Origin of the sequence: Arthrobacter liuii (assembly GCF_014639275.1) — a bacterium.
GTDB lineage: Bacteria > Actinomycetota > Actinomycetes > Actinomycetales > Micrococcaceae > Arthrobacter > Arthrobacter liuii.
Window position 1 is genome coordinate 21,159 of record NZ_BMFW01000014.1, and the last position, 14,602, is coordinate 35,760.

The 14,602-nt window shown below is 64.9% G+C and carries 8 protein-coding genes; 2 read left to right on the forward strand and 6 right to left on the reverse strand.

The genetic code is table 11. The annotated features are described in order from the left end of the window. Positions 1–125: 125 nt before the first annotated feature. Complete coding sequence (locus tag IEW19_RS14100; RefSeq protein ID WP_188572249.1) at positions 126–710, reverse strand: acyltransferase; 585 nt, start codon at positions 708–710, stop codon at positions 126–128. 179 nt (positions 711–889) lie between these two features. Between IEW19_RS14100 and IEW19_RS14105 the strand changes: the two genes are divergently transcribed. Next, positions 890–4,978: an FtsK/SpoIIIE domain-containing protein gene (locus tag IEW19_RS14105; protein WP_188572250.1), complete on the forward strand. Its 4,089-nt coding sequence runs from the start codon at positions 890–892 to the stop codon at positions 4,976–4,978. A gap of 79 nt (positions 4,979–5,057) precedes the next feature. Here IEW19_RS14105 and IEW19_RS14110 read toward each other — a convergent pair whose 3' ends face one another. Then, on the reverse strand, positions 5,058–5,450 hold the full coding sequence (locus tag IEW19_RS14110; protein WP_188572251.1) for a hypothetical protein: 393 nt from the start codon (positions 5,448–5,450) through the stop codon (positions 5,058–5,060). A 326-nt stretch (positions 5,451–5,776) separates the two neighbouring features. Between IEW19_RS14110 and IEW19_RS14115 the strand changes: the two genes are divergently transcribed. Continuing rightward, on the forward strand, positions 5,777–6,025 hold the full coding sequence (locus tag IEW19_RS14115; RefSeq protein WP_003804966.1) for a WhiB family transcriptional regulator: 249 nt from the start codon (positions 5,777–5,779) through the stop codon (positions 6,023–6,025). A gap of 142 nt (positions 6,026–6,167) precedes the next feature. Here IEW19_RS14115 and IEW19_RS14120 read toward each other — a convergent pair whose 3' ends face one another. From IEW19_RS14120 to IEW19_RS14135, 4 genes are read right to left on the reverse strand one after another with little or no spacing between them, the layout of a single operon-like run. Next, a complete protein-coding gene (locus tag IEW19_RS14120; protein WP_188572252.1) occupies positions 6,168–7,634 on the reverse strand; it encodes a sensor histidine kinase in 1,467 nt (488 codons plus the stop codon). Positions 7,635–7,661: 27 nt separating this feature from the next. Then, positions 7,662–12,515, reverse strand: a complete 4,854-nt coding sequence (locus IEW19_RS14125; RefSeq protein ID WP_188572253.1) for an NAD-glutamate dehydrogenase — start codon at positions 12,513–12,515, stop codon at positions 7,662–7,664. Between the two features lie 55 nt (positions 12,516–12,570). Further along, on the reverse strand, positions 12,571–13,875 hold the full coding sequence (locus tag IEW19_RS14130) for a CpaE/TadZ family protein (protein WP_188572254.1): 1,305 nt from the start codon (positions 13,873–13,875) through the stop codon (positions 12,571–12,573). Further along, a complete protein-coding gene (locus tag IEW19_RS14135) occupies positions 13,872–14,513 on the reverse strand; it encodes a hypothetical protein (protein WP_188572255.1) in 642 nt (213 codons plus the stop codon). The genes IEW19_RS14130 and IEW19_RS14135 overlap by 4 nt, the downstream gene beginning before the upstream one ends. Positions 14,514–14,602 lie beyond the last annotated feature (89 nt).

Below are 14,602 nucleotides of genomic sequence, written 5' to 3' on the forward strand. Positions count from 1 at the left end.
AAAATCTCCTGGTTTGAATGCGGGCAGCGCAATGGTGTGCATTGTCTGCTGCTCTAGCCTACCCGAGTGACTGTATGACCCGTCGAATCAGCCTCCCCCCTGTGATCCGCCCCACAGTGCGACTGTCAAACTTCCCTCAGGGCCCCGTCCCGCTCGATGTATGCATCCCGGGTGCCCGGGCAGACCCACTGCCCGTCTTCCTGCACCAGCGGCCGGCCGGCTCTGCCTACCCAGCCGATACGCCGCGCCGGAACCCCTGCGACGAGCGCGAAGTCCGGAACGTCCTTGGTGACGACGGCGCCCGCAGCCACCATCGCCCACGCGCCGATGGTAACGGGCGCAATACAGACCGCACGGGCTCCGACGGCAGCTCCTTGCCTTATGGTGACACCCACTTTGTCCCAGTCATCCTCTGTCTTTAAGCCCCCCTCGGGAGTCACGGCACGGGGGAAGACGTCGTTGGTGAGCACCACTGCGGGGCCGATGAAGACCCCTGCCTCCAACACTGCCGGTTCGTAAACCAGCGCATAGTTTTGCACCTTGCAGTTCTCCCCCAGAACAACTCCAGGGCCGATGTAGGCTCCGCGCCCGATGACACAGTTCTCCCCCAGGCTGGCCGCCTCCCTGATCTGCGCGAGATGCCACACTTTGCTGCCTGCCCCGATGTGGGCCCGGGCGTCAACGTCTGCGCTGTCGGCAATGATGCTCAAAAGAACTCCTTTGGAGTTTTCGGACCGCCTGCCGAGGTCCGGGTGTAGCGATCCTAACCGAGCTCCCGCCGTCCAGGCAGCCATCCCGCCACCCGTTTTGCACATAGGGGTCGAAGCGTATGCCGCGGGCTGCCTGCTGTGGCTAACGTCTGGGTACATGCACGAAGGATCTGTAACCCATGACTCTTAATTGCACCTTGGTTGCCGGCCCGGGGTCATCCCGTCACCAGCCACCCGTGGAACTATCCATTGACGCTCCGGCCGGCGCGGCAGGCCATGTCATTCACCAGCAGTTGATGGAAAAGTTTGGCGCCGGCGAGGTCACCGTGGACGGGCAGAATCTGCGTTCCTTGGTCCTCGGGGTACCGCCGCTCGTGGACGCGGCGGTTCTTGTCGACGGCGGCGCCGCGCCTTCGAGCAGGCGGCCAAGGGGTCCACGGGCCGAGGATGCTGCGGCTCCCCTGACCCTGGCCATCCACAGCGGAGCCGCAGCGGGAACGGTGATCCCGCTGCGGCGCGGCAGTTACAGCATTGGCCGAAGCGGGACACGGATTGTCATCCCGGACCCGGAGCTCTCCCGCGAACATGCACGGGTTGTTGTCACGGACACAGACATCCTCCTTATCGATCTGGACAGTGCCAACGGCACGTATGTTGACGGTGAAAGAATCAGGAACGCCGTCATCTCCACGGATTCCAGCTTCAGGTGCGGGCAGTCAAACATGTCTCTGCTGATTCCGGATGCATTGTCGGGTGTGCTTGAAGACGCCGGTAGGTCAGTAGCCGAACCCCTGCTGGTGGTGGGCCGGCTCGAGGCGGGCAACCGGGCGGTACTCGTCCTGACCGCGATTCTCCCATTGTTGATGGGGGTGGTCCTGGCAGTCGCCACGGGAATGTGGATGTTCCTGGCCTTCTCGGGGGCGTCTTCGCTCTCTGTCCTGGTTCCTGCCCTCGCCGGACGGCGTCAGCGGCGTGACCTCGCCGCTGCCGTGAAAACCGCCGTCCAAAAGGACAGGGAACGACGACGGCGGTGCGCCCCGTCACTCGCTTTCGTTGCGCTGGCGGCGCAACGAGGCAGCAGGACGCCCGTTTCCGGCCCCGGGACGGACGGCGTGTGGCTGCGGCTGGGCGAGGCAGAACAGCCAGCGAATGTACGGATTGAGCCAGTGGGCACAGGCGCCCCCGTTCCAGCGGCAGGTATCGTTCCCCTCCTGCTTGAGCCGGGCAGACCAATCACCCGCATCAGTGGGTCACCGACTGCGCTCGACGGCGCCATCCGGTCCCTGCTGATGCAGCTGGCAGGCTACCCCTGCGCCGGGACCACGCAGGTGCTCGTCCATGGGCATGCAGCGGATTTACCCCTTGCCGCGAGGTACCTTCCCCGGGTGACGCTTACGGCAACAACCCCTGCGGCCATCCAGGCGGTAAGCAGCCCGCATCCCTTCGGCTGCGAGCGCGGAGTGCTCTTGATCCGGGGAAAACACCCAGTGGCAGCGGGCGAACTATCCGTTTGTGAAGCAGCCATGGAACGCGGGTGGCAAATCCTGCTCTTCCTGCCGGAAGGAGCGGGGGCGTTGGCACCGGACGTATATCTGTCCGAGAACCGATCCGTCCGGCGGGAAAACCTCACGGAGACGCCTTTTGTCCCGGACCTGGTGCCGGAGGACGTTTTCAGCACGTTCTGTCGGCGCGCTGCCGGCGCAGGGCAGAAGCAAGAGGGGCAAGCCCGGACTGTCCCTGCTACCTGCACCCTCTACGAGGTCCTTCCGCTTACGCTGGCGGCTACCACTGAGCGCTGGGAGTCCAGCGCGCGGAATGAAGGACTCGCAGTACCGCTGGGACGGAGTGCCTCGGGAACGAAGACGATGGACCTGCAGGCAGATGGGCCGCACCTGCTCGTGGCGGGAACCACCGGCTCAGGGAAGTCGGAGCTGCTCCGGAGCCTCACACTTGCACTGGCCCTGAGCTATCCGCCGGAGCGGGTCAACTTCCTTTTCATCGACTTCAAAGGCGGGTCTGGCCTGGGGCCGCTCAGCGGACTAGTTCATTGCGTGGGACTGCAGACTGACCTTTCCGCGTCCGAAATGGAGAGGACGCTGACGTCGCTTCGCGCCGAAGTGCGGCTTCGTGAAGAGTGCCTCGCTGCTGCCCGTGTCCCGGACATCGCTGCGTACCGCTCCACACGGGCGGCCAAGGACTTTGTCCTCCCCAGCCTGGTCATCGTCATCGACGAGTTCAGGATGCTGGTTGACGATGCACCGGAGGTACTCCGTGAGTTGCTGCGGATAGCCTCGATCGGACGGTCGCTGGGCATCCACCTCATCATGGCAACGCAGCGACCGCAGGGAGCATTGACGGCCGATATCCGCGCAAACGTCACCTCGAGCATCGCCCTTCGGGTCCAGTCCGACATGGAGTCAACCGACATCATCAATTCAAAGGCCGCGGCCGCCATCAGCGTTGACGCGCCCGGCCGGGCATTCCTGGCGCGCGGGACGGAAGCTGCGGAGGAATTCCAGGCCGCATCCCTTGGGCTCCTCCCGGCAGGGAGGCATCCGCCCGCGGTGACGGTCCAAACGGCCCTGGCCCATCTTTGCTCCGAATCAACGGACGACGCCGGCGGGGCACCCTCGGCAGGAACCCCCGCCCAGGCAGTGGAACCGCTGGCAGCCATGGTGAGGAGCCTGTGCGCTGCGCAGCAGAAGGAGGTTCCCAGGAGGCCTGTCGCCCCTCCCCTTCCGGACGAACTGAGCGAACCCGCCCCGGATAAGCAGCGGGCATCCAGCGCGGCGACCCCCGGCTCCTGCTATATCGAACCGGTGAACTCCGAAGGCCACATCCGTGTCGGCGTGTTGGACGTGCCGGAAAAGCAACGGGTGGAGCCACTGGTCTGGAGCCCAGCCCACCACGGTCACGCAGCGTTCATTGGCAGTCCTTTATCCGGCGCCGGAGCGGCTCTGGAGCTGGCCGTCCACAAGCTCATGGCCCGTTCCGACGAAGCGCACCTTTACATCCTTGACGCACAGGGCAGTTTCCTCCCGCTGGCCAGCGAATCCCGGACGGGTGCCCACGCCGGACTGAGCGACCTGCGGCGGGGAGTGCGCGTCCTGGAACGGCTTGTCCGGGAACTGGGGCTGCGGCTCAGCCAACCAGCCTCCCACCAGGTACCACTCGTCCTCATCATCTCCGGCTGGGGATCCTGGGTATCGGCTTTCCGGTCGGGACCACTTGCGTGGGCTGAGGATCTGGTTCAGGACCTCGTCCGCGATGGCGCCAGGGCCGGGATCACGATGCTGATCTTCGGGGAGCGCGAGCTGGTCACCGCCAGGTTCTTTGGTGCCCTCCCCAACCGTTTCTACTTTCCAGCCACGTCCACCGAGGAGAGCCGCGCCATGTGGCCCAGGTTGCCGTCGGTCACGGCGGTCATAGGGAGGGCCGTAGCCTTCGGCCCAGTGGCAAACGGAGGCCCGGCCATCTGCCAGTTCTACCGCAGCCCTGGCCCGCACCTGGTTGACCGGAGCGGCGCAGGACACCCCACTGCCATATCGCCTCCGTTCCGGGTGGAACCCCTCCCGGCGAAAATCACAGTCCGGCAAGTCCAGGAGTTGATGGCGACGGCGGAATTACAGCCTCCATCACTGCAGTTCCCGGCAGGCAAGGAGCCCGCGGGCGGGACACTCCATTCCGGCCCGCGGGGAACGGCAGGGCGGCAGCGCGACGTCGTCCTGGGAGTAGCAGGCGACGAGCCGGCTGCAGCCGGCCTGCGTATACCCGGCGGCGGAGTTACTGCAATTCTTGGCAACCCCGGAAGCGGCAAGAGCAATACCCTGCACGCGCTTTATTCACTCAACCCTGCACAACCCTGGTTCACCTGTCCCGTGCAGTCGGAGGCCGCGGGAGACGTTTGGAAGGACCTGCTGGAGCAGGCAGAAGGAGGCCGGCTGCCCCCGGAGACCGTGCTGCTGGTTGATGACATCGATCTGCTCGCCCCGCAGGCGGTCAGGGCCCTGGACCAGTTGAATGCTTTGGGCCACTCACTGATCGTCACTGCTGCTTACAGCCCTGTGCTTTTCCAGCGCGCCCCACTGATCATGAATGCAAGGGCCGCGGGCGCCGGGCTTCTGCTGGCCCCACGCTCCATGGCTGACGGCGACCTGTTCGGCGTCAGGTTTGAAATTGAAGCCGACGCTCCGCCGGGGCGCGGTGTCCTCATCTCAGCCGGGCGCTCCTGCCCCCTTCAGGTGGCATGGGCGAGCGCAATAGGGTGAGGCTGTCCGGTCCTCACGGCGTAGAGCGGACCCGGGTTAGGCGGACCAGGAGTGCGCGGCAAAGGCGTCCGGCAGCAGGTCAAAGGGCAGGAGGCGCGCTACCTGTGCGGGAGGCGTGGTTGATCACCTTGTTGGAGAACAGAAGCACGATGGCGATGGCTGCGGGAACCACCATTGCCAGGCCGGCAAGGACCAGGCCGCTGGTTATGGCAGGTACCCCTATGGTCAGGATGAACAATTGAGCCACCAATGCAGCCGCCCTGGTCCACCGGTATCCCCGGTAGAGGAAGACTGCCACCGCGTAAAGCCACGCCGAAAAAGCCAGCAGCAGGCCCAGCGTGAAGACGGCACCCCAAAAGGACAGCACGGGGCTGCCGCTGAGCAACTCGTACGCATACCACCCCGCCGCCGCCACAAGGGCTGTTGCTTCGGCGCCCGCAACAACCGCCACCACAGTGGCGGCCGCAGGCACAGGACCTGGCCGCCCAGCGGCTGCGCGGCCAGCTCCGCCGCTGGGGTCGTCCGGAGAAGATGGGGTACCTGCAGCGTTTACCGGGGGTCTTGACACACTGGCACCCTACCGGACATAGTCGGACACTGGTGAGGGCCGGAGCCGCCACTGTGATGCATCGCTCAGCTTTCGGGGGATATCAAGCGTTATTACCCCTTGTTTACACAGCGTTAACATGACAGGCTTGACGCAGATGACCAAGGGGGCCCAGGCGGGCCCCTTTCCTTTGTAGCCACTAGTGAATAATTTCACAAAGGCACTTCCCAGAAATGGAGCAACTGATCAGCATGGATTGGCGTAACCGCGCAGCGTGCCTCGACAAGGACCCGGAACTGTTCTTTCCCGTCGGGAATACAGGACCGGCACTCCTGCAGATCGAGGAAGCCAAAAGCGTCTGCCGCCGGTGCCCTGTTGTCGACACCTGCTTGCAGTGGGCCCTTGAGTCCGGACAGGACGCGGGGGTCTGGGGCGGCATGAGCGAAGACGAGCGCCGCGCCCTCAAACGGCGCGCTGCCCGCGCACGCCGCGCCTCCTAGGAGAGCCCGCCACCGGCGGGCCGTGACCACAGGACCACGAAACCGGAACTAGAGGCCCGGGGACCATCCAGACTGGATTGTCCCCGGGCCTCTACTTGTTCCAAGCCCAGTCCGGGCCACGCCAATTTTCGGCCGGAACGCCCTATTTGCCGGCCAGGCTGAGCCGGATCTTGACCTCGGTCCCGCCGCCCTCGCGGCGCTCCCACGTGATGGTTCCGCCCAGTTCGCTGGTGACCAGCGTCCGGACAATCTGCAGTCCGAGCCCCTCAACGTGTGGGGTCTGTGGGAGCCCTACGCCGTCGTCGGCAATGGTCACCGTCAACTCTTCGCCGTCGTCGCCTTCGGATCGGTCAGCAACAAGCCAGACGGTTCCCGCCCTCCCCTCAAGGCCATGCTCAACGGCGTTGGTGACCAGCTCGTTGATCACCAAGGCAAGCGGCGTGGCGAGATCGCTGGGGAGCTCGCCGAACGTGCCGGAGCGTTCGGTCCTGACCTGTTGCGAGGGCGAAGCCACTTCAGCAGACAGCCGGAACTGGCGCCCGATCAGCTCGTCAAAATCAACGCTTTGCGTCAAGCCCTGCGACAACGTTTCGTGGACCAGTGCAATGGTGGCCACGCGCCGCATCGCCTGCTCCAGGCCCTGCTTTGCCTCATCGCTCACCATCCGCCTGGACTGCATGCGCAGCAGGGCGGCCACGGTCTGGAGATTGTTCTTGACCCGGTGGTGGATTTCGCGGATGGTGGCATCCTTGGTCACCAGCTCCATCTCGCGCCGGCGCAGCTCCGAGACGTCACGGCAGAGAACCAGAGCACCGAAGCGCTGCTGCTCGTCCCGGAGCGGGATGGCCCGCAGGGACAGGCTGACCCCTCTGGACTCAATCTCGCTGCGCCACGGCATGCGGCCGGTAACGACCAGCGGCAGCGTCTCATCAACAAGCCGGCGGTCCTTGAGCAGGCCGGCGGTGACTTCAGCGAGAGAGCGTCCTTCCAGCGATTCGCCGTCACCCAGGCGCCGGAAGGCCGAAACTCCATTGGGGCTCGCGTACTGCACAACGCCATCAGCATCCAGCCTGATCAGGCCGTCCCCCACGCGGGGGGCGCCCCGGCGGGAGCCTGTGGGCGAGGCGAAGTCCGGCCACAGCCCCAGCGTGCCCATCCGCAGCAGGTCGTACGCGCACTGGCGGTAGGTCAATTCCAGCCGGGAAGGCATCCGTGAGCTGGAAAGGTCCATGTGGGTGGTGACCACCGCAAGGGTCCGGCCGTTGCGGACCATGGGGACCGCCTCTACCCGCAGTGCCATTTCACTGTTCCAGTTCGTCTCGCTGGAGCGCTCAATGGACCGGCTGTTCCATGCCTTGCCCACAAGGGGCTGCAGGTCGGACCGGATTCCTTCACCCACGAAGTCGCTGTGGAACGCCGTGTGCGTGGTGGACGGGCGAACGTGTGCCAGGGCGATGTAGCCAAGCTCCGGGTGGGGGAACCAGAGCGCCAGGTCGGCGAACGCCAGGTCCGCCACCATCTGCCAGTCCCCCACCAGGAGGTGCAGCCATTCGGCATCGCCCGGCCCGAAATCAGCATGTTCCCTGATGGGGTCCGTAAAGATTGCCACTGCACCTCCATTTGCGGCGCCGCATTGCTAGCGCCGGACGATTGACCTCAAGAGCCTCAATGCTACCGACAGCGAGGCCATGTCGTCGGCCTCCAGTGCGTTCACCTCATCGAACATGCTCTTTGCCCTGCCCAACTGCTCGGCATTTTGTGCCTCCCAGTCCTTGAGCCGCGCGTCGGGTGAGTCGCCGGGAGACGTGGCGTCCAGCACCGCCGTCGTCATATCCGACACGGTCGAGTAGAGATCGTCGCGCAAGGCGGCCCGTGCCAGCGCCTGCCACCGGTCCTGCCGGGGCAGGCTGCTGATCCGCTCCAGCAGCGAGTCCGCATGGAAGCGGTTGAACACGGTGTAATAGACGGCAGCGATCTCCTCGACCGGGTCCTTGCGCGACCGGGCGATCTTGGCGATGTCCAGCAGCACGAAGCTCTCGAACAACTCGGCCCAGCGCAGGGCAAGGCCTTCCGGGAGTTCCCACTCACGGCCCTTCGCCAGCCACGCCGCCACCCGCTCATGGTCATCGCCCCGCAGGAAGTCCAGAAGCCGGGCGCGCATCGGATCCATGAGCGGTTTGAACTCAGCCACCACATCAGCGATGGGACGTGAAACGCTTTCCTGGCTGAGCAGCCAGCGGACTGCCCGGTCGAGGATCCGGCGGATGTCCAGGTGCACCGTGCTCCAGTGCTCCGTCGGGAAGGCGGCGGGCAGGCTGTTCAGCTCCGCCACCATCGCATCCAGCTCATACACCTCGCGCAGCGCTACGAACGCCTTGGCGACTGCCACTTCGCTCGCCGACGTTTCCTCCATGACACGGAAGGCGAAAGTGATGCCCCCAACGTTGATCATGTCGTTGGCCACCACCGTGGCGATGATCTCGCGGCGCAAGGGGTGGCTGTCCAGCTCAGCGTCAAACCGTTCGCGCAGCTGATGTGGGAAATAGGAGCGCAGCGTCTGCCGGAACCAGGGGTCCTCGGCCAGCTCGCTGTCCCTCAGGGCCGACGCCAGTTCGATCTTGGCGTAGGCGGCCAGAACCGACAGTTCCGGCGACGTCAGGCCCTGCCCCTGCTGCAGCCGCTCCCGCAGGGTTTCGGTGGTGGGCAGGGCCTCCAGGTCCCGCTTGAGGTCGGCGCTCTTCTCCAGCCAGTCCATGAGGCGTTCATAGCTGGGACTCCACTCCGCCACCCGGGTCCGGTCGTTCAGCAGGAGGATGTTCTGGTCGATGTTGTCTTCGAGGACCAGCCGGCCAACCTCATCGGTCATCGATGCCAGGAAATCGGCACGTTCCCCAACAGGCAGCTTGCCGGCGGCGACCATCCGGTCAACGAAAATCTTGATGTTGACCTCATGGTCGGAGCAGTCCACGCCGGCGGAGTTGTCGATCGCGTCCGTGTTGAGGATGACGCCCTGGAGCGCTGCCTCAATGCGGCCGCGCTGGGTCATTCCCAGGTTCCCGCCCTCGCCCACCACCTTGACCCGCAGGTCCCCGCCGTTGACGCGGATCGCATCGTTGGCTTTGTCCCCGACAGAGGCGTTGGACTCGGAGCCCGCCTTGACGTAGGTCCCGATGCCGCCGTTGTAGAGCAGGTCTGCAGGTGCCAGCAGGATGGCACGCAGGAGCTCGGGAGGGCTGAGTTCGGTGGTTTCCGCAGGGAGTCCCAGGGCGGCCCGCACCTGGGCGGACACGGGGATGGACTTGGCCTGCCGGCGGAAGACCCCGCCGCCTTCGCTGATCAGCGACTTGTCGTAGTCGTCCCACGAGGACCTGGGCAGCTCGAAGAGCCTCTGCCGCTCGACAAACGACGATTCTTCGTCGGGATTGGGGTCCAGGAAGACGTGCCGGTGGTCGAATGCGGCGAGCAGCCGGATGTGCCTGGACAGGAGCATTCCGTTGCCGAACACGTCGCCGGACATGTCCCCCACGCCCACTACGGTGAAGGGCTCCGTCTGCGTATCCAGGTCCAGCTCGCTGAAGTGCCGCTTCACCGATTCCCAGGCACCCCGTGCGGTGATGCCCATTGCCTTGTGGTCATAACCCACGGAGCCGCCGGAGGCGAAAGCGTCGCCCAGCCAGAAGCCATACTCCGCAGAGAGGCTGTTGGCGATGTCGGAAAAAGTAGCCGTTCCCTTGTCAGCGGCGACCACCAAGTAGGAGTCGTCGTCGTCATGCCTGACAACGTTCGACGGCGGCACGAGCCGCTCGCCGTCGCCTTCTGTGAGGAGGTTGTCAGTAAGATCCAGCAGCCCCCGGATGAACGTCTTGTAGCTTTCGACGCCCTCGGCCATCCAGGCTGCGCGGTCGGTGGAGGGATCCGGAAGCTGCTTGGCAAAGAATCCGCCCTTTGCGCCGGTGGGAACGATGACGGCGTTCTTGACCGTCTGTGCCTTCACCAGGCCCAGGACCTCGGTCCGGAAATCCTCCCGCCGGTCAGACCAGCGCAGGCCACCGCGGGCCACCTTGCCGAACCGAAGGTGGACACCCTCAACCCGTGGGGCATAGACCCAAATCTCGAACATGGGCCGCGGGAACGGCAGTCCTTCGATCTGTGCCGGATCCAGTTTGAAGCTCAGGTGCGGCTTGTCCTGGTAGAAGTTGGTGCGAAGGGTGGCCTCAATGAGGTTGGCGAATGTGCGCAGCACGCGGTCGGCGTCGAGCGTGGCAACCTTCTCGATCGAAGCTGCCAGTTCCTGCCGCACGAACGCCTGGGCCTCGGCGCGTCCGCCGTCGCTGATGGACGGATCAAAGCGGGCCGCGAAGAGCGCACTCAATCCCCTGGTTACGTCGGGGTTGGCAAGGAGCGTGTCCGCCATGAAACCGAAGGAACTGCTGTTGCCCATTTGGCGCATGTACCGGGCGTAGGCGCGCAGCACCGTGATCTGCCGCCACTGCAGGCCCTCCCGCAGCACCAGCCGGTCAAAATTGTCCGATTCCGCAGCGCCGGTGACAGCCGCTCCAAACGAATCGGCCAGAAGCCCACCCGTGGACACGGGGTCCACTCCCGCCGGGTACTTCAGCCCCAGGTCGTACAGGAAGAAGTCCCTGTGGTCCGCCGTTTCGATCTCAAACGGGCGTTCGTCCAGGACCTCAAGTCCGAGGTTATGGAAGTACGGCAGGATCTGGCTCAGGCTCTTGGGTTCGAGCATGTAGAGCTTGACCCTGGCATCCTCCTCCAAGGTGGCGCCGGCGCCTTCGGGAAGGTAAACGTGAACGCCGGGCCGCTCCTGCCGGCCGACGGTGTCCCGTTCTGCGGCAGCCCCGTACTTTTCGAACCGGGCAATGTCCTCAAGCGCGTCCTCAACTTCGTAGTCCACCCGGTAGCTGGCAGGGAACGCCTCGGCCCAAATGGCGGCGAGTTCCTTGGCCTCGGCCGCGTCCCGGCCCTCGCGCAGGACTTCCGCGATGCCTTCACTCCAGGACCTCGCCGCGCGGACCAGCCGCTTTTCCAGTTCGTCGCTGTTGACATGGCTGACGTCGGAGTCCTTGGGCAGCCGGATGCGGAAGAACAAACGGGCAAGCGCCGACTCGGTCATGCGGGCTTCGTAATCGATCGAAACTGCCTGGAACGTTTCCCGCAGTTCCTGTTCGATGCGGAGCCTGACGTTTGTGGTGTAGCGGTCGCGGGGCAGATAGACGACTGCGGACATGAAACGCCCGTAAATGTCGGGCCTCAGGAACAGCCTGGTGCGCCGCCGCTCCTGCAGCTTCTGGATTCCGAGCGCGGTTGCGGCAAGGTCGGGAACTTCGATCTGGAAGAGTTCGTCGCGGGGGTAGGTCTCCAGGATCCCCAGGAGGTCCTTGCCCGAGTGGGAGTCCGGCGGGAAGCCTGCGTTCTGCAGCACGGCGTACACCTTCTCCCGGACAATGGGAATGTCGCGGACGGAGCCGGCGTAAGCGCTGGTGGCAAAGAGTCCAATGAAGCGGCGCTCGCCGTTGACATTGCCCGCGGCGTCGAAGCTTTTGATGCCGATATAGTCCAGGTAGGCCGAGCGGTGCACCGTGGAACGTGAGTTGGCCTTGGTGATGACGAGGGCACGCTTTTCCCGCGCCTTCTTGCGGCCGGTGTCGGTAAGGTGCTGGATGTGCGGGGAGTCGGCGGCGGCGCGCAGCAGCCCGAGGCCGCTGTCTTCGCGCAGTTCAAGGACGTCTTCGCCGTCGACATTGAGCAGGTCGTACTCACGGTAGCCGAGGAACGTGAAGTTCCCGTCGTCAAGCCACCGCAGGAGGTCCTTGGCCTGCCGGAGTTCGGCAATCTGCGCGGAGTTGGCCACCCGGTCCAGGCTTTCGGCGATCTCCAACGCTTTTTGCCGCATCCTGGGCCAGTCCTCGACGGCGGCACGGACGTCGTTCAGCACGCGGGTCAGCCCGGCGAGCAGGGATGCCTTCGCTTCGTCGGAGATGCGGTGGATTTCGACGGCGATCCACGACTCCATGTGCGAGGCGTTTTCACCCTGGGCGATGAGGTGGGAGAGGCTGGGCATTGCCGCAGTGTCGCCGCTGGAAATGCCCAGGTGCGCCGGAACCCTGTTGACCTTGACGAGTTCACCGGTGTCCCGGTTCCTGGTGGCTACGAACAGCGGGTGGACAACGAATCGGATGGCCGCGTGCTGCCGGACGAGTTCCGCGTTCACGGAGTCGACGAGGAACGGCATGTCGTCGGTGACGACGAAGATGACGCTGCTGTCCTCTTCGTCCACGATCGAGATCTTTGCCTGTCCGGGCTGTCGTATGGATGCTGCCCGGCGGTGTTCCCCGGCCCGGGCCTCCAGGACATCGCGTGGGTAGCTTCGGGCATCCTCCTCAGCCAGGTGCTGGTAGTAGTCCCCCATGAAACCTTCAAGACCTTCAATAGAGAGGGGCTGGTCCTCCACACTGGATCCAGACGACATCGACAACGCCTCCATCAGAGATATTCGCCGCACCTTTGCAGCTCTTATGGCGAGCCTAGTCCTTTGCCCTTCGCCGTGGTGTGGAAGAAAATACAGAGGATCTCAGTTTGCGCTGGTCGGGTGCACAAACCAGGTCGCGGATCGCCCGCCGCAGCGCCGACTCAGGCGCAGCCTCGAGCAGCAGCGATCCGGCCAGGAGTGCAGCGTCGGCAGCAGCTGGGTCATAGGGCAGGAACGTCTTGAGCCCGGAAGCGGGGCCATACCTTTCCCACGCATCCCGCAGTTGGCGCTCAGGGGCCCTTCCCACGGATGAGGAACGCACCTTGTTCATGACGACAGTGGGCGTCGACTGCGGGACTGCGCCTTCCAGCTCGGCAAGCGCACGCACCATCCGGGGCACACCGACCGGATCGGCAGCGCCCACGGCATAGACCGTATCCGCCAGTTCCAGCGGACGCAGTGTCGCCGCGTTCCGCCGCGGAGCCACGGTGTCGAAGCTCAGTTCCTCATCCGCCTCAAGGCAAAAACCGGTGTCCACCACCACAACGTCGGCAATCTGCCGCGCCCGCTCAAGGACCAGCCCAACGGCAGTGGCACGGAGCTCGGTCCATCGATCTGCGCGGGTTATGCCCGTCAGCACCCGGAAGGTACCGGACGCCGTGGCGACAGTGGCGGCCACCTTCCGGAGGGCGTCCGCGTCCAGGAGACCCTGGTCAGCAAGCCTGCATGCCTGCGCCAGGCCGGCCGACTCGTCCAGGAGACCCAATACTGCGGCGATGCTGGCGCCATACGTGTCGGCGTCTACCAGCAAAACATCCCGGCCATCGGAGGCCATCTCCCCCGCAATATTCACCGCGATTGTTGTCCTCCCGGGGGACCCCGCCGGACCCCAGACAACGATAAGCTCTCCGGTTGGGTCAGCCTCCGCCTCAGGTTCCGGTTGCACGGGATCCGTGGTCAGAGCAGCCCCGGTGTCAGCGGGCGCGCTCAGGTTGGCCGGACGGACCGCGCCGGTCAGCTGTGCCACCGCGTCGGCAATCCTGTCAGACAGCTCCGCCGACTCAACCCCCGTCAAGGCAGAGGCGACACGTATTTTGCGCAGCCTGGCTGCCTCCTCTGCGCTGTCCGTCAGGGCGATGATTGCCACCCCAACTGCTCCCAGGCGGTCGACGAGGGAAGCAGTTAACCCCTCGGACCCTTCGGCCACCACGGCCGCCCTCGCCAGTCCGCTCTGGCAGGCCGCGAGAAGCTCCGGAAGTTCAGCACACCGTCGAACCACCGTGACCGGACCGTGCAGACGTTCAAGGCCGCCCACCAGGTCCTCGCGGCTCTGGCCCACGGTGACGACCGGGATACTCATCGTGCGCCGCCCGGATTCCACACCACGGATATCTTCGCCTCATTGGCCTGGGCACCCAGCAACGCGGGCATCTGCTTGTCCTCCACAAGTACCATCAGCACAGTGGTCTTTGACGATCCAAGGGCGGTGGACCCGGTGGTGACCTCTGCAATTTCCGCTCCGGGAAGGATGAGCTTCGGCTCGCTGAATCCGTTCTTTGCATCCGGCTGGGCCACCCAGACGTCCACCCGGGCACCGGCGACTGCCTGCGACGGCAAGGTCTGCCCGGTACTGAGGGCTACAGGCTTCCGGTCCAACTGGTCCACCTCACCAAGGCTTGCCCTGGGAACCAACTGGTCCTTTGCGATCCTTTGCATGGCGACAACATCCTGGGGCAACCCGGCCTCCACGGTGATGTAGTGCTGCTCGGTGTCGCCCAGCCGGACCTTGGCGCGGACCACGTTCTCCAGCGTCAGGCGCTCACCAACAGCAATGCCGTCCCGTGCCGCATATACCTCGGTGGTACGGTCCGCACTGCCGACAAGAAAGGTGACACCCGCGACGGATACCAGGACGAGGAGAACGCCTACCAGCAGCCGCGGGTCCTTCCACGATGGACGTTTCAGCCGTGGTGCACTGGCACTTGAATCAGGAACCATACCGTTCTCCCCCTAGGTATACCGGACCTGTCCGCTGTGGCCGGACTCCTCATTGTTACCGCAAGGCCCCGCGAACAAAAGTCATTTAT